At 50.8% G+C, this 16,149-nt stretch carries 10 protein-coding genes; 5 read left to right on the forward strand and 5 right to left on the reverse strand.

Going from position 1 to position 16,149, the window contains the following annotated elements; genetic code table 11:
- Positions 1 to 21 precede the first annotated feature (21 nt).
- Complete coding sequence (locus ACY1JZ_RS00610) at positions 22 to 729, reverse strand: hypothetical protein (RefSeq protein WP_462627609.1); 708 nt, start codon at positions 727 to 729, stop codon at positions 22 to 24.
- A 63-nt stretch (positions 730 to 792) separates the two neighbouring features.
- Here ACY1JZ_RS00610 and ACY1JZ_RS00615 point away from each other — a divergent pair, with 63 nt between their 5' ends.
- Positions 793 to 1,317: a P-loop NTPase family protein gene (locus ACY1JZ_RS00615; RefSeq protein ID WP_462627610.1), complete on the forward strand. Its 525-nt coding sequence runs from the start codon at positions 793 to 795 to the stop codon at positions 1,315 to 1,317.
- A 95-nt stretch (positions 1,318 to 1,412) separates the two neighbouring features.
- Here ACY1JZ_RS00615 and ACY1JZ_RS00620 read toward each other — a convergent pair whose 3' ends face one another.
- Positions 1,413 to 2,150 carry a class I SAM-dependent methyltransferase gene (locus ACY1JZ_RS00620; RefSeq protein ID WP_462627611.1) on the reverse strand — a complete coding sequence of 246 codons (738 nt, stop codon included), beginning with the start codon at positions 2,148 to 2,150 and terminating at the stop codon, positions 1,413 to 1,415.
- Between the two features lie 318 nt (positions 2,151 to 2,468).
- On the opposite strand from ACY1JZ_RS00620, the gene ACY1JZ_RS00625 reads away from it, so the two are divergent.
- From ACY1JZ_RS00625 to ACY1JZ_RS00635, 3 genes are all read left to right on the forward strand, one after another.
- Complete coding sequence (locus tag ACY1JZ_RS00625; protein WP_462627612.1) at positions 2,469 to 3,662, forward strand: winged helix-turn-helix domain-containing protein; 1,194 nt, start codon at positions 2,469 to 2,471, stop codon at positions 3,660 to 3,662.
- Positions 3,663 to 3,851: 189 nt separating this feature from the next.
- Positions 3,852 to 4,832 (forward strand): tRNA dihydrouridine synthase, encoded by a 981-nt coding sequence (locus tag ACY1JZ_RS00630; protein ID WP_462627613.1) that lies wholly within the window; start codon positions 3,852 to 3,854, stop codon positions 4,830 to 4,832.
- Between the two features lie 133 nt (positions 4,833 to 4,965).
- On the forward strand, positions 4,966 to 6,126 hold the full coding sequence (locus ACY1JZ_RS00635) for a cobalamin-independent methionine synthase II family protein (protein WP_462627614.1): 1,161 nt from the start codon (positions 4,966 to 4,968) through the stop codon (positions 6,124 to 6,126).
- Positions 6,127 to 6,350: 224 nt separating this feature from the next.
- Here the strand turns inward: ACY1JZ_RS00635 and ACY1JZ_RS00640 are convergent, their stop codons facing one another.
- Complete coding sequence (locus ACY1JZ_RS00640; protein WP_462627955.1) at positions 6,351 to 8,345, reverse strand: ABC transporter substrate-binding protein; 1,995 nt, start codon at positions 8,343 to 8,345, stop codon at positions 6,351 to 6,353.
- Between the two features lie 245 nt (positions 8,346 to 8,590).
- On the opposite strand from ACY1JZ_RS00640, the gene ACY1JZ_RS00645 reads away from it, so the two are divergent.
- Complete coding sequence (locus ACY1JZ_RS00645; protein WP_462627615.1) at positions 8,591 to 11,614, forward strand: non-ribosomal peptide synthetase family protein; 3,024 nt, start codon at positions 8,591 to 8,593, stop codon at positions 11,612 to 11,614.
- Positions 11,615 to 11,740: 126 nt separating this feature from the next.
- On the opposite strand, the gene ACY1JZ_RS00650 is transcribed toward ACY1JZ_RS00645, so the two are convergent.
- The gene (locus ACY1JZ_RS00650; protein ID WP_462627616.1) at positions 11,741 to 12,136 is read right to left on the reverse strand and encodes a RidA family protein; all 396 of its coding nucleotides are present in this window, start codon (positions 12,134 to 12,136) and stop codon (positions 11,741 to 11,743) included.
- Between the two features lie 321 nt (positions 12,137 to 12,457).
- Positions 12,458 to 16,135 (reverse strand): sugar-binding protein, encoded by a 3,678-nt coding sequence (locus ACY1JZ_RS00655; RefSeq protein ID WP_462627617.1) that lies wholly within the window; start codon positions 16,133 to 16,135, stop codon positions 12,458 to 12,460.
- Between the last annotated feature and the right edge of the window lie 14 nt (positions 16,136 to 16,149).

The following is a 16,149-nucleotide window of genomic DNA, read 5'->3' on the forward strand; positions in this document are numbered from 1 at the left end:
GAAATTACCATCCATCTGAGGCTATAGATTCAATTCATTCCGGGACAGCGTATACCGTCCCTCCTTACCCAGTTCCAGCACCAGACGTGAGGCGCCCGCTTGCAGCGTTACCTCTGCGCCGCGATCCTTAATATCCTCCACATAGATATGTCCCTCGAGGGCATACAGGATTTCACTGCGTTCATCATAGACCACTTCAGGATCCAACGGTTCCTTGTCAATGAGCGAAGTTAATTTCAGTTGTTGATCCTCATCTATGCCGATGCTGAACATCCGCAGGCCGGTCAAGGCTCCCATCTTGTAGTCGGTAGCATAGATGTAATACAGGTTATCGTCTCGCTTTAACATCTCATCCACACGTAGACTCCCTTTTTGATCCAGTATCTGGACGACTCCTTGATGAAGAACGATATGGTAGCTTTCCCTTGCACTGGCGCCATAGATCTCCGGATTCTCGATGTACTCCATTAGTTGGAAGCCATCCGCTTCAAAGACCGTGATGAACCTGGATAATTGCTGGACTTGTTCGCTAGTTAGCTCCGGGTTTTTCGCCCAGTATCGTTGAAGCTCTGCTATGGCTTTGGCCTTTTGTTCACTGGTGATTTCTCCATTGTCCCATTTGCTAAGCAGCTTCTGAACCTCTGCTTCAGAATCTTGCTTTCCATTTAGCCAGAGCATGGCCGTGATCAGCACGAAGCAACATAATAAGGTGATATACATTTTATTCATGAATACCTATTGCACTCCTTGCCTGTACAAGCTTATAGTCAATGTGGGGAGGGGGATATGAAATTGAAAAAGATACTTATCATTGGAATTGTAGCCAGCGGTAAGACAACTCTTGCCAAGCAGCTATCCGAAATCCTGCATATCCCTTGGTATGAGCTGGATTGTATCGTTCATTATAAGACCGGAGCTGTACGGTACAAACGAACGGCGGATGAGCAACTGGGCGTGATTCATGATATTGATCAGTATGGCGAATGGATATTTGAAGGTGTGGACCGGTCATCGTATCGTTGCTTATTCGACATGGCGGATACGATATTATTTCTTGATCCTCCTTTGTGGAAGCGCAGAATCCGTATCTTTACCCGGTTTCTCAAACAAAACCTTGGCATCGAGACCTGTGACTATAAGCCTGATCTGAAAATGCTGAGCATGATGTATACATGGACACGAGATTTCGAAGAACACCGTGAGGAATTCGAATCCCGATTAACCATGTATAAGGATAAGGTAATCCGTCTGTATGACAATCCAGATCTGTCTGCTCTGAAAAACAGACTTCATCCAATTGAAGACCGGGCGCAATAAGCACTCAACAGGTCGTATTCGTTCATATGGATTGGCATAGCCTGTATTCTAGAACAAGGGATTGCCGTTAACGGACACAGCAACCCCCTGTATCATTATACTTTGTGAGCGACAACCATAATCTCTATCTCATCCAAATCAATAGGTGCACGCTTCCAGTTACCTGCCGTACCACCCCAAATATGCTCGACCTTGAGCCCTGACTGAGCAAACATGGCTTGCAGTTCACTAGGAAAATAACGGCGCTCCTTAATCTCCACCTGCCTCTTCCCTTCCGGCAAATCCCACTCCTCCATATAATGCTCGATCATGGTTGCCGGATTGAATCGGCCAGCTTCAACATGCTCTTGCGTGAGCTTGCGGATGTTGGCATAGGCATTTAATGTGGTTAAGATAAATCGCCCCTGCGGCCGAAGCGCATCAGAGATGGCTTGGAGAATGGCCCGATCATGCTCCACAGGCTCCTCCTCTCTGCCAACGAGGCCGAAAGCACCCTCACACAGACATATTACCGCATCATAGGAACGGGTAGGAGTGAACAACACCGCATCCTGATGAATCCACTCGACATTCACCTGTGCCTCGCTTGCGGCTTGTGCCGCTTCAGATAGCATCCCGGAGGATATATCAACACCCGTAACCTTATACCCGCGTCTGGCTAACTCGATAGAATGTCTTCCTGTCCCACACCCTATATCAAGAACCGTATCCCCTTCAGACAGCTTCAATTCATCAATAAGAAAATCAACTTCCTTGATCGTGTTTCGGGTAAATCCGTTGCTCATATAATGCGGGGCATGTGCATCAAAAAACGCAATCCAATTATTCTTCATCTCGTTACCTCCATGTATTGTGAACACGGAAGCTGGCATACTTAGAGCAGCTACATGCAACCTCCGCCGTTCAAATGTGTGCTCTCCCCTGTTGAAACTGGACGGAAATACTTTTCATATCCATCACTCCTTTGCATCAGATACCCAAAGTGTACCTTGATCTTCCAGATATGACAACCATACTATTCAAAATCCAACCAGAACATTCGTTTGCTTCGTCATGCATTTTTCTGTAAAATAGAGGGATAGAACGAATTGTGATCGTGGGTAGAGAACCATACTCGAATCAGGAGATTCTCGTTAAGGAGCGAACTGGATATGATCCAATTAACGAACCGTGAGGCACGCCAGTTTCTGTTACTGAAGCATGGACTGTGGGGCGAGCATCGATTTGCCGGCAAGCAGGGCGTCATGGAATTTATACGGCGGGCCGGCTGTATTCAGTATGATCCGATCGATGTGTGCGGGAAGAATGCCGAACTCGTGCTGCAATCGCGAATCAAGGGATTTGCCAAGCCGATGCTTGACGAGCTGCTGTATCAGGATCGCTGCCTGATCGATTATCCAGACAAAAATTTGGCGATTATCCCGGCCGAGGACTGGCCGTATTTCGAACGATACCGGAAGGCTGCCCGAGAGCATGCCGCGCGCTATCCCGAGATGATGCCCCTGATCGCGCAGGTGCGAGCCCATATTCAACATCACGGTGCGATAAGCTCGAATGAGCTGAATCTGGAGGGGGATTTCACCTGGCAGTCGGCGATTCACTGGAGCGGCGGAAACAATGCATCCCGGTCGGTGCTGGAGCAGATGTATTCCACAGGCGAGCTCGTCATCCATCACAAGAAAGGAACCCGCAAGTATTACGATCTAGCCGAAAAGCACTTGCCTCCAAGCCTGCGCAGTGCCCCTGATCCGCTGGAAGACGAGCTGGAGCATCATAAGTGGCGGGTGCTTCGTCGCATCGGTGCTGTCGGTCTGCTATGGAACCGCGCCTCTGACGCCTGGCTGAATATATGGGGCTTGAAGTCGGAGCAGCGCAATGAGGCTTTCCGCCAATTGGTGCAGGAAGCCCGCATTATGGCTGTTGCCGTCGAGCAAATGAAGGATGTGCTGTACTGCCGCGCGGAGGATGTCCCGCTCATCGAGACCATCCTGCAGCATGCGGCGCCCAGCCAACGCTGCGAGCTCATCGCCCCGCTCGACAATCTGATATGGGACAGAAAGCTGATCAACGAATTGTTTCATTTCGATTACACGTGGGAGATTTATACACCTGCGATGAAACGGAGATTCGGCTACTATGTGCTGCCGCTATTGTACGGAGATCGCTTCATCGGCCGAGCCGAGATCATCGCAGAACGAAAGAGCGGGACACTCGTGGTCAGAAATATCTGGTACGAGCATGACATCCAGCCAACCAAGCCCTTGCGAGCCGCTGTGAATCGTTGCCTTCAACACTTCGCCCTCTTCAATGGATGCGAGACGATCGCAGCGCCATCTATAAGCTGAGGCCATCATGACCCTGCTTCGAGGCTTGGCTGCATGTGTACCGCTAGGCTGAGGTCGACCGTTAACATATACTGTCGTTGTACGAGAGGCTTAAACATGCTATAAGTGTAGAAGAAGCAAGCAGCCGCTTCGCTTACTTTTTCAGAAGATTTTACATGTCACCCATGTATCCATAGAGAGGTTTTTAAGATGACGAATCATTTTTGGCATGAATTACCGCGCCCTTTTTTTGTATTGGCGCCCATGGAGGATGTGACGGATGTGGTGTTTCGTCATGTCGTCAGCGAAGCAGGCAGACCGGATGTGTTCTTTACAGAGTTCGCGAATACCGAGAGCTATTGTCATCCTGAGGGGAACAAAAGTGTGCGTGGACGGTTGACCTTTACTGCGGATGAGCAGCCGATTGTTGCCCATATCTGGGGCGACAAGCCGGAATACTTCCATCAGATGAGCATCGGGATGGCGGAGGAAGGGTTCCAGGGCATCGATATTAATATGGGCTGTCCTGTCGCGAATGTAGCCGAGAATGGCAAGGGAAGCGGATTGATCTGCCGTCCCGCTATCGCAGCGGAGATCATCCAGGCAGCCAAGGCGGGGGGACTGCCCGTCAGTGTGAAGACGAGGCTTGGCTTTACTGCCGTGGACGAATGGCGCGACTGGTTGACCCATATATTGCAGCAGGACATTGTGAATCTGTCCATTCATCTGCGTACCCGGGAAGAGATGAGCAAGGTGGAGGCGCACTGGGAGCTGATTCCGGAGATCAAGCAGCTTCGTGATAAGGTGGCGCCGAATACGCTTCTCACCATTAACGGGGACATCCCTGACCGTCAGACCGGTCTGAGGCTCGCGGAGCAATATGGCGTCGATGGCATTATGATTGGGCGTGGCATCTTCCACAATCCGTTTGCCTTCGAGCGAGAGCCGAGGGAGCACAGCAGTGAGGAATTGCTGCATCTTCTACGACTGCACCTCGATCTGCATGATCAATATGCCCTGTTGGTGCCGCGCTCGTTCAGCGCGCTCGCACGTTTCTTCAAGGTGTATGTCCGTGGGTTCCGGGGAGCAGGCGAGCTCCGCAATCACTTGATGAACGCCAAGTCGACCCGTGAAGTGCGTGCACTGCTCGACGAGTTTGACAGCGTACAGGATAGGACACAGGAACGATAAACGCTGGATGAGTCGATCACTTTGGATCGAATCTGTTATAGCTTTTAGCTATAATCAGTTATACTTTTTAAGTATCTGTTTTAACCCTGCTCGCATGGTATGATATTTATAACATGTTGAGGGGGTTATTTACATGACCGATAAGTTCCAGATCGTAGGAAGCTTGTTGCGGCCGGAAGAGCTGCTGAAATATAAAACACAGATCGAGCATCGCGATGATATTCAGTACCCGTTTTATGATCATTTCGAGGGCTATGCAGCGTGTGAGTCCGAGGCGATCAAGCAAGTCGTGAAGAAGGAAATCGAGCATGACCTGTCCATTATTACGGATGGCGAATTTTCCAAATCGATGTGGCATCTGGACTTTGTATGGGGCTTCAGCGGGGTCGAGCGTTATATTGCAGACCATGGCTACTTCTTCAGAGATGTGGATGGAACATCGAAATACGAGACGCGCAAGGATATCGGACTGCGCATTACAGACAAGCTGGGCGGGAAAAATCACCATTTCATTCAACTGTTCAAGCAGCTTCAGGACGCAGCAGGCAATCAGCAGACGAAGCTGTGCATTCCGTCGCCCTCCCATATCTTCGGTGAATTGTCCTGGTCGGATAATATTGGCGGTACGAATGCCGTCTATCAGAATACGCAAGAGCTCAAGGCTGGACTCGTTAGCGCGTATAAGGAATTTGTAGAGGAGTTTGCTGCAGCGGGTGGCAAAATTCTGCAAATGGATGACTGCTTGTGGGAGCTGTTCGCAGACGATAATCCGAATTCTCCATTCACTGGAGAGCAGATCAATCAAGAGGAAGTGCAAGGTCTCGCCACCGAATTTATCGATATTAACAATACCGTGATCGACTTCGGTCACAGTCTCGGTCTGAAGATGTGGACGCATAACTGCCGCGGCAACTATGACTCCCGTAATATGGGCGGTGGCTCGTATGCGAAGATCGCTCATCTGTTCCTGAAGCAATTGAAGTATGACCGCTTCTTCCTGGAGTGGGATGATGAACGTGCCGGCTCCATCGAGGCGCTCGAGGTGTTCAAGGACAGACCGGACACGGAGATTGTATTAGGTCTGCTCTCCTCCAAAACACACACACTTGATGATGAAGCTCGCGTTATTCGTCTGCTGGACGAGGCCTCCAAGATCATCGATAAGGATCGGCTGCTGCTGTCTCACCAATGCGGCTTTGCCTCCTGTGACGGAGGTAATGAGCTTAGTGAAGGTGAGCAGTGGGCGAAGATTGATCAAGGCCAGAGAATTGCGAAGCAGTACTGGGGCAGCTAGATACTTCCCTCTATTGCCGCGGCTGTGATCTTTCCTGTAACCACGGGAAAAAGTGGCCTTCATATTATAGGAGAAAAGGGTGGGTGAATCCTCGTGGTTCATCCACCCTTGTTCTCTTTATTCATCGTAAAGCCGAGCAGGCATTGGACAGTGGATGCAGGTCGGCTTCCATCTCGCTGAACGATGGCTTACCGCCCTGCACCTGGATGTAGGGCGGTTGTATCTTACTCGGTCTTAGTTAAGCTATCTACGACAAATTGAAGCTGAGCTTCCAACGAAATCGGATCACTGAACACAAAGCCGCGGCTGTTCTCACGATACACCCGATGATTTTGGACAGCAGGGAGCTTCTCCCAGATTGTGCCTTCAAAAACCTCGGACGCATGATCATCGCCTGTCCACCCGCTAATGAAGATATAATCGCCTGCATACTCTGGCAGCAGTTCAAGAGATAGCTTGGCCCACCCCTTGCCGCTGTCTATCGCTTCCTTCTGAATAATCGGCGGCGCCTTCAGATCGAACTCGCCATAAATAATGTCGCCGCCCCTGCCAAAGCTGCCATAGGCATAAAATTCCTTGGCGCTTCCCGAATCGAAGATCGATACGGTACGATCACCTACCGCTTCCTTCACGAGTGGTTTATACTGGGCGATCTTGGCGTCCCACTCTGCAATCCAGGCCCTCGCCTGTTCTTCTCTGCCTGTCATCTTGCCAAATTCCATTAATTGCTCCCTTAGAGGTGTTCCGTATTCCACAGCGACGGTCGGTGCGATTTTAGACAGCTCCTCAATCGTCTGGGGATCATTCCAGACAACAATTAAGTCCGGCTGTAGCTCCAGTATTTTCTCGTAAGGCACCTCATTTCCTAGGTTCACAACGTTATCCAGTTTCCCGACAGTATAGTCGTTAAAGGACTCATCGCCCGTTCCAACCGGCTTTAGACCTAGCGCCAGCAAATATCCAGTGAATGCCCCAGCCACCATGACAACTCTTTGAGGATTTTTGTGGATTTGGACCTTGCCATTTGGCCCGGAATAGGTGATCATCTCTGAGCTGTTGCTTGTATGTCCAGTTGCTGTCTTCCCGGAATTGTTCGCCCCACTCTCAGCACCTGCAGTCGAACTTGTCGCCATATTCGTGCCAGCGCCTCGATTTGTATTGACTGAACCGGAGGAGCATGCGCTTAGTAATAAAGTCAGACACAGCAGGAGCGTAATGCCAACAGGTAACGTGCGTCTATCCATTTGTAAATCTCCCTTTTCATTATATTGATAATCATTATCACCACTGTTATCAATATAACGACGAAGTCTACGCGGAGCAATGGATGATCCAAGCCTAATGATAGGATGATAAGAGCTTCCCCCAGCTTGTATCGACTGCTCCCGGTATTGCTTTGGCGTTATTCCGGTATGCTTTTTGAATACCCGGATGAAATAGGAGACATCGGTATATCCGACACGTGTTGCGATTTCCTGCAAGGATAAATGTGTCTGTTGCAGCAGTGCTCCTGCTCGTCTCATCCTAATCCCAATGAGGTAATCGATGATACTTGTGCCAGTCTCCCGCCTGAAATGCTTGGACAGATAAGGGACACTATAGTGGAAGGTGTGCGCAAGGGTTTCCAGGGTTAGCGGCCCGGCATAGTACTCCTGCATATATCGAATGAGCTGAGTTGTAAGATTGGGCTTAGCGAGGCTGACCTGCTGCTGATCCAGTTGCCGCAGCAGCTCATAGACAAATTGATAAAACAGCGTTTTGACATGGAATCGCTCCAAGCGCCCCTGCCCCTGTTCCTGTGCAAGCCACTCGCCCAGCATTCGCTCAGCCAATTCGTACAGGAGTGCCGGGTGGAGCGGAATAAAGCCGTATTGGAGATGGAAGGGCAATTGCTGTTGATCCATATGCCGAAGTGTCTGCTGCTTCCCCGATAACGATAAGGTGGCCTTATAGAAGATCAGGTAATAATGAAACGCTTCATTCGCCGGGATCATCTCAAGACGAGCGCCTTTGCCCCCATGCAGCATATAATAAGTCGTGGCAGCATGCTCATTCCCGTCCAACAGTAGCGTTGCACTGCCATGCGTCACATACAGATATGCGCTGGCAGGAAGCAGGTATGGGCTCGCATGCTCGCCGGCTTTCATGCGGATATGTCGTACATCCATCAATTTGAGCGCAGCATCATTCCAGATCCGTAGGTGTTCTTGAACGTTCACTTTCAATGGAGCGTTGTCTTCCTTCCCTAAGCTGAAGCCAGCCTTAATACGTTGACATTACCACCATTATATCAGAAGTAAGCCGCATCAACATGAGAACGGAACTGCCGATGATCGCTCCCGAAGGGAGTCCATACTGGACGATGAGTAGTACATACAATCTACATAAACATATAATCCCAAATTAGTATTTATGTGATATTATTAAAGTGATTACGCATACCAAATTAAAGGAGGAGGCAACGATGACTTCTTTAAGTTTAAGCGACCTGTTCACCAGGCGTGTCACTGAACATCCGCTTCATATTTCTCTGGTCTGCGAGAACGAGTCCATTACGTATGCCAGACTTGAGGAGCGAAGCAATCAGCTTGCCCACTATCTGCTTCAATCGGGTGCACAGCGAGGAGATCGGATTGGACTTGCACTGAACCATTCTCCCCATTTGATCGTATCTATCTTGGCTATTATTAAGACAGGCGCCTTATATGTTCCTATCGATATGAATTATCCCCAGGAGCGTATCCGCTTTATGATCGAGGATGCCCAAATATCGTTGCTCCTCACAAGATCAGATCATGAGAGAATTTTCGAGGATTTGACTTTAAGCATCGTCGACTTAGATGAGGTACGATATATCATTGACCAACAGCCCCTCACCAAGCCGCCGATTACAGTACAGGCTTCCGATGCCGCGTACATGATGTATACCTCTGGCACAACCGGCACACCCAAAGGCGTCGTTATTTCACACCAATCGGTTGCACATCTCACCTATCATCCCTCATTCCTGCCCATACACCCCTCTGATATCGTAGCATGTCTATCTAGTATTTCGTTCGATTCCTCCACATTAGAAATTTGGTCCGCCTTGTTGAATGGTGCAACGCTAGCCATCCCTGCTCCTGAAAAGCTTACGCCTGATCTTGTCGTCAGAATGATCTCCACCTTTCAGGTATCCGTTCTCTTCTTGACCCCAGGACTGTTCAACCTGATGGTTGAGGAGCATCTTGCCTCACTGAGCACGGTACGCTACATCCTATCTGGCGGGGATGTCATGTCTCCTGCAATCGCACATGCAGCCCTCCAGCAATTGCCGAATACTACCCTTATTAACGGATATGGGCCGACTGAGAATACTATTTTCACGACGACTTTTCAATTGCCGGGCGCGTGGGACAAGAATACACCGATCCCGATCGGTACGCCAGTCGCCGGTACAGTCATCGATATTATTAATGAGCATGGTGAATCCGTCCCCATGGGACAGGCTGGCGAATTGATTGCTGGAGGGGATGGACTATGCTTGGGGTACTGGCAGAGAGATGAATTGAACCACAGTCGCTTTATCGAGAAGGGGGGGACACGTTACTTCAAGACTGGTGATCTCGTTCGTCAGCAGCAAGGCGGCTGCATTGAATTCATAGGGAGAGCGGATGACCAGGTGAAAATCAGGGGATTTCGCATCGAGCTCGGTGAGATTGAGCATGTGCTGATGGAGCATCCCGAGGTCACAGCCTGTGTCGTCACGGCTACGGAGGTTGCGCCGGGTGACAAACGGTTGGTGGCCTACATCATTCCTGCATACCGAGAAGGCTGGAAGGCTGGCGAGATTCAGCGCTATGCCCGCCAAAAGCTTCCCGAGTTCATGTGTCCTGCACACTATGTGATCAAGGAGGCCTTTCCCCTTACCCATAATGGCAAAATAGACCGTCATCAACTGCGAGCCACATCGTTTGAACGCCCGGAGCTTCACACCCGCTATGAAGCACCGGCTAATGCTCTGGAGCGCGACCTCTGTGAGCTATGGTCAGACAGACTACGCATAGGGCCTATTGGCAGGCACGATAACTTTTTTGACTTGGGTGGAAATTCGATGCTGGCCGCCAAGGTAATGATACAGACCGAACAAGTGCTGCAAGCTCATCATCCTTCCTATAGCCCTAGCAAGCTTCCCGCAAGCACCCTCTATGATTATCCCACCATCCATGATCTTTGCCGCATGCTGGAGCAAGAGCCCGCAGCACGACATTCCGAGTTTTCATCCGATGTTCACTTGAATGCTCATATTCAGCCGTCACATCCCTTTTCTCCTGCTTCCTTCGTGCAGCATGCCGTATTGTTAACGGGTGCGACAGGCTTCCTAGGAGCTTATCTGATCAAGGAGCTTATCGCATTGCATCCGGGAATTCAGATCTATTGCATGGTGCGGGCGAGAGATGAACATCACGCCTTGCAACGTATTGTAGTCAATATGGAGAAATATCATCTCTGGGAGGAGCGTTACCTGGCTCACATTAAGGCGATTGCCGGGCATCTGGAACAGGCTCAATTCGGATTGCCTGCAGAGCAATATCAGCAGCTCACGGACTTCATCGATGCCATATATCATAATGGTGCGATGGTCAACTATGTCCAATCCTACACGATGCACAAAAATAGCAACGTTCGCGGCACAGAGAATATTCTGGAATTGGCCTGCACGGGACGACTCAAGCCCGTACACTTCCTGTCCACTATCTCTGTATTCGGGCCTGCCGGATATGACAGACAGATCAACTGCATCTATGAAGAAGCACGCCTGGAATCCTTCCATACCTATGTACAAATGGATATGGGCTATTCGCAGAGCAAATGGGTAGCTGAACAGCTCGTATGGGAGGCCGAGCGGCGCGGCTTGCCTGTCACCGTGTTCCGCCCAGGCTTCATCATGGGAGACAGCCAGAGCGGGATAAGCAATACAGAGGATTATATGGGAAGGCTCATTAAAGGCTGCATTCAATTGCATGCTTTCGCCGATCTGCCGAATCAACGCAAGGAGTTTGTTCCGGTAGATTTTGTTTCCAAGGCCATCGCCTATATATGCAAGGAGCCGACCAACTTTGGCAAGGCCTATCATCTGGTTCCTCCCCACCACAGGACGATGGATTTGAATGATTTCTTCGAGATGATAACCACAGAGCTCGGCTATGATATGGACAAGCAGCCTTACCATGTCTGGGTCAACGCCTTAGTGAAGGAAAGCCAGAATTCAAGCAACGCACTGACTCCATTCCTCCCCATGCTCACGGAGAAGATTGAACAGGGAAAAAGCATCTGGGAGCTATATGAGAACATGCCAGCTTACGATTCCTCCAACACCCGGAATGCCTTGGTAACGACCGGCATGACTTGCCCCGATATGGATACAGAGCTGCTGCGACGTTATTTCTCCTACATGACACGCATTGGTTTTCTCGATCAGCCAGAGAATAAAGTTGCAACCACCTGACCTTCAGAGAAAACGGCAGAGAAAAGGAAGTATCCGTAGGGGCCCCAGGATACTTCCTTTCTTAGGTTGCTATTTCATGTGAACACAATCATCCTGCATGTATGGACTCCTGGCCTGACCTTCACATTAGCCTGCAGCCCATATCTCTATTTCTATTTTGATAGCTTCCAGACCTAGAGCCGTGACATAAGCAATGGTCATCGAAGGTGGAGTCTCCCCGAAGAAATCTCCATAGACCTTATAGAAATACTCCCAATCTATTTCTTCTTTCGACCATATATTTACCTTTGTCACGTGATCTGGCCCCAGATCTATACTCTTCAGTAGATTGGATATATTTATAAATGTATTCTTTACTTGTTGATTGAACTCCTCAGGAATATTCCCGTCCAAATCGGCTCCGATTTGTCCCGAAAAGGTATATAGCGTCGAATTAGGCTTGATCTTGGTGATATGCGTATAATTCCCCACGGCTTTACTTATTCCTGATGAAGATAATCTAGTAACGACATGTTGATTCATTCAGATAACATCCCTTCTCTATTGGATAAATAATTTCTAACACTGCATACCTCAGCCGTATACAGTTATCCACTGCTAGAAATTTATCTATCAAAAACAGAGATGGAATGCTCGTTCATTTGGATCATGCGACTAATGAATACCCGTCTCATTCGCTACCTCCTTTCAAGCTTCAATCATAGGAGGAATCGGGGATATTGTCAAATTCCCACTCTCCTACGGGGAGCAAACTCTATTTGCTCTCTCAACCAGCTTTCTTGAGGCTAAGCTAGACCTTTTTTCGGTGTTCTTCCTCTGTTGCCATTGATCTGCGGCGCTTCGCTATTCGCTAGCCAGGTCGATCGACAGCAGCACGGGATCATTGCCGGCCAACAGCAATGGGTTTGCATTAGTGACCGTTTCCCCTGTGAATAGATTTTTCCAGGCCGACAGCGGCTCCCCATCCACAACAATCTCAACCTCGTAATCATCCCATCCGTAGTTCACCGCATTGATCAGCAGCTTGCCGTCCTTCATGACCGAACGCCATTCGACATTTTGCACCAGCTCATCGGTATTCACATCGATCAACTCAACCTTCATCAGATCGAGACCGTCGAGCACGGCGATCATACCCTCGTGGATCGCGGCTGCATCCGCAGTCGCAGGGATGACGATCGTGTTGGCGTGACTGAGCAGTTGGCTCCGCTGCGTGGTCGGCAGCAGTTGGTTCATCTCATTGTATTTGAGCGCATCGTCTCCGGTAATGACTAGCTTGCCTCCCTGTTGTACATAGGCCAGCAACGCCATCAAGGTATCCAGTGATACATGCGTCGCGTTGGGCACGACAACCAGCTGATGCTTGTCCAGCCCTTGAAGAGCGGCTTGCTTCTCCGTGACGAAGCCTACCTTCTGTCCACTAAAGTTAAGCGCCTCGTAGAACGCATTCAGCTTTTTGACGTAAGCTCCGGTGCTCCATCTGTCGACGACATCAGGCGTACGCGCTTGGTAGACCAGCGACGGGATCGAATACAGGATTGCCGCCTTAGCCGTATCCTCCTGAAAAGCCGTCACTTCCTCCGCCAATCGGTTCAAGTCCAGATTGGTTCTGCCGATCGCAGCCGTAACATCTGGACGATGCATGATGCTGCCATTAAAATCGCTGGCGTCATTATACGTGCGCTCCCAGACCCAGTAGGTCGTAGCTGTACGGTTGTGAATGGCGCCCTGCCACAGATTTGTACGGGCGTGTCCGACCATCTCCGGGATGTAGTTGGTGTCCCAGTCCTGGATAATATGATCCTCCGAATTAAAGACCGGCATCTCCTTAATCGAAGCTTGCAGATCATAATATTTGAACATATTCATGTACCCGGGGATGCCCCAGCCATAAAAATTATACGCATCGTTGCCGCTCATTTGACTGAACTCGGCAAACTGCTCGACATCCACACCCAGGTTCAGGCCGTTGCCTCCCCAAGCGTAATTCATAATTTTGGCATTAACCGGAATGTCCGGTGCCAGCTCGTGTACGATGTCCGCCATCCAGCTATGCCACTCGGAGAAAAGCTCATTATTAAAAACAACATAGTCGTAGAACTGCGGCGTAGCGCTTTCCGTTTGCGGCATCGGCACCTCGCTGAAGGCGGTGTAGCTCGTGCCATAGGCCAGATTCAAATCTGCGATGCTCGTATATTTCGTCTCCAGGTAGGTCTGCCATTCTGCCAGGTGAGCGCTCTCCAGATTAGAGTGGTAGGTCGACTCATTGGACAGGACGATGTTATGCAGCGACTCATAATCTTTCACCATCGGAATCAGCGTCCGCAAATAATCCTCGATGATCTCGCGCGATTTGGCCGCCTCGATATTGAAACGGATGAAGCCGATGCTGTCGCTCTGTGTTTCGGGCCATTCCTCCAGTACCCACGCCGGGAAATAATGCGGCGAGATGAGCAACGATACTGCAACGTTATGCTCCGCAGCCTGCTGCAGCGTTTGCTGTACGCTCACGATAGGATCTGTAGAGATTCGGTAGCCCTTCGCCGGATTCGGAGCGCCGATTTCTTCGAAATCGCCGTTGCGTAGCAAATTGGTCGACGTGCCGACCTTTACAAACGAGATATCGTCGATCCACAAGTCTGGCGTGACATCCTCGCTCAGGATGAGGAACGGATAGCTGTGGTCATTGGGCCCTGTCGTGAACTGAGCCGTAATGTGCTGCCAGTCATACGTTCCATGCGGGACCAACAAGCGATCGCCCCAGCCGCTGCCGCCGCCGATCCACGCATTTTGCACGCCGTTGCCCTTGACCCATGCGCTGACCTCGTAGGTCGTGTTCGGCTCTACAGTCAGCCACTGGCTCAGATTGTAGAAGACATGCGGCCCATAGCTCGAAGCATTGCTGATATGAAGCGAAGCCGTTCCCCCATGATAGACCGCTTGATCCAGCTCGCTCTCGGCCTGAACTCCGCCAGACTCGGAAGGCGCCCATCCGGGCAGCGGCTCTTCGGGAACGATAATGCCGTTCGGCCCGATCTCGATCTGGATCAGGTTCGTCCCATAGTCCTCGAACTTCGGAATATCCGCTTTGACCTGGCCGAAATGTCCGTATCCGGTAAAGAACACGGGCCGCTTGCTCGGCGTCGCTTCGCCCGCAAGCAAGGTGTCCGCCATAAAGGAATACTGATCGATCGTGCTGCGATCGGTGACGTATCGCGGCACTGCCAGCGGCGTCTTCACGGCATTGATGTAGTCCGTCAACTGCGCGGTGGCTTCGTCTAGCAACCGCTCCAGCTCGGTCGCTACATAATTCGCCCGCTCCAGCTCGCCTTGCAGAATATCCTCCCTGCCATAGCCGACGAAGTTGCGGATGACCGTAGCGTTCACAGTCTCATAATCAGTGGCCAGCTGCAACGTCTCGGCTTGCGACAGCAATTCGTCAAGATCCGCCAGCCCCAGCTCCAGATCATCAAATCGTCCCTCCAGCACAGTCGGATTAGGGGAAACCTTCAGCTCCACGGTACGACTCTGCGTCTGACTCGTGGCCAGATCGGTGACGAGCACATCGCCGCTATACTTCCCAGGCTGCTGCCATTGCACCTCCACCGTTTTTTTGAATATCGTCTCCCCTGGCACCGTGATCGGCTGTGCTGCCGTCACCTGCTGGAAGGGAAGCTCCAGCTCGAAATCCCGCGACGCCGTCCCGTAATTCAAGATATAGACGGCATACGTTCCGTCCTCCTCGGCGACGATCGTCTCCGGAGCCTTCGCGAAGGCGCTGAATGCTGCCGTAGTATCAATCAACTCCAGCGCACCGAATTTCTCGGGATGCTTGCCCATGCCAATGCCCTGCGTCCATTCCACATATCCTTCGCGGCCATTGCCGTCATTGTCATTAATCAATAGACTGAAGTTCAGGCTCGACTGTACGCCTACAGGACTGGTCGCCATGATCGCATCCCATGGCAGCGTCGCTTCATAGGTCGTAGTCGTGCCGGTGCGTTGCGTTAGCAGCGTTACGACATCCTTGTCTGCTACAGCCGTGCCCGCATTCCAACGCCAGACCTCTGGACCGCTGGAGCCTGCGGCCAATCCGTACTCCGCACCGTAGGTCACTCCGTCGGGACTGAACGCGATCTGAATGCTGTCCCCAGACCACATCGACTCGGCAGCTACCGGATGATGGTGATCGTCAGTGACCGTCGCCGATAGATACAGATTGTCCGCATCGTAAGCAAATTCGATCTCAGCCGACAAGTCTGCTGCCCCCTGCCAGCTCGGAATGAGCACCTGATTATCCCTTGCCGGCAGTTGAATCCCCATATGGACTGGCTCGGAGGCATGCAGCAACGGGATAAACATGGCATCGCCAAAGATCAGATGATGATCGTCAAAATCCAGCATGGACTCCCCGGCGTTGGCCGACGCCTGGAACGTCCAGGCAGGCTGAAGACTCGCCAGCAGCAGCGCAGCAGACAACGCCACTCCTATTTTTGAAACCGTTTTTTTTTTTGTATTCATTCCCATACCCTCCC

Source organism: Paenibacillus sp. J5 (assembly GCF_054955055.1).

Excerpts from the sequence above, each read along its gene's own strand:
- ACY1JZ_RS00650 (WP_462627616.1), bottom strand. The coding sequence starts at position 12,136 with ATGAATCAACATGTCGTTACTAGATTATCTTCATCAGGAATAAGTAAA.
- ACY1JZ_RS00625 (WP_462627612.1), top strand. The coding sequence starts at position 2,469 with ATGATCCAATTAACGAACCGTGAGGCACGCCAGTTTCTGTTACTGAAG.
- ACY1JZ_RS00645 (WP_462627615.1), top strand. The coding sequence starts at position 8,591 with ATGACTTCTTTAAGTTTAAGCGACCTGTTCACCAGGCGTGTCACTGAA.
- ACY1JZ_RS00635 (WP_462627614.1), top strand. The coding sequence starts at position 4,966 with ATGACCGATAAGTTCCAGATCGTAGGAAGCTTGTTGCGGCCGGAAGAG.
- ACY1JZ_RS00610 (WP_462627609.1), bottom strand. The coding sequence starts at position 729 with ATGAATAAAATGTATATCACCTTATTATGTTGCTTCGTGCTGATCACG.
- ACY1JZ_RS00620 (WP_462627611.1), bottom strand. The coding sequence starts at position 2,150 with ATGAAGAATAATTGGATTGCGTTTTTTGATGCACATGCCCCGCATTAT.
- ACY1JZ_RS00655 (WP_462627617.1), bottom strand. The coding sequence starts at position 16,135 with ATGAATACAAAAAAAAAAACGGTTTCAAAAATAGGAGTGGCGTTGTCT.
- ACY1JZ_RS00630 (WP_462627613.1), top strand. The coding sequence starts at position 3,852 with ATGACGAATCATTTTTGGCATGAATTACCGCGCCCTTTTTTTGTATTG.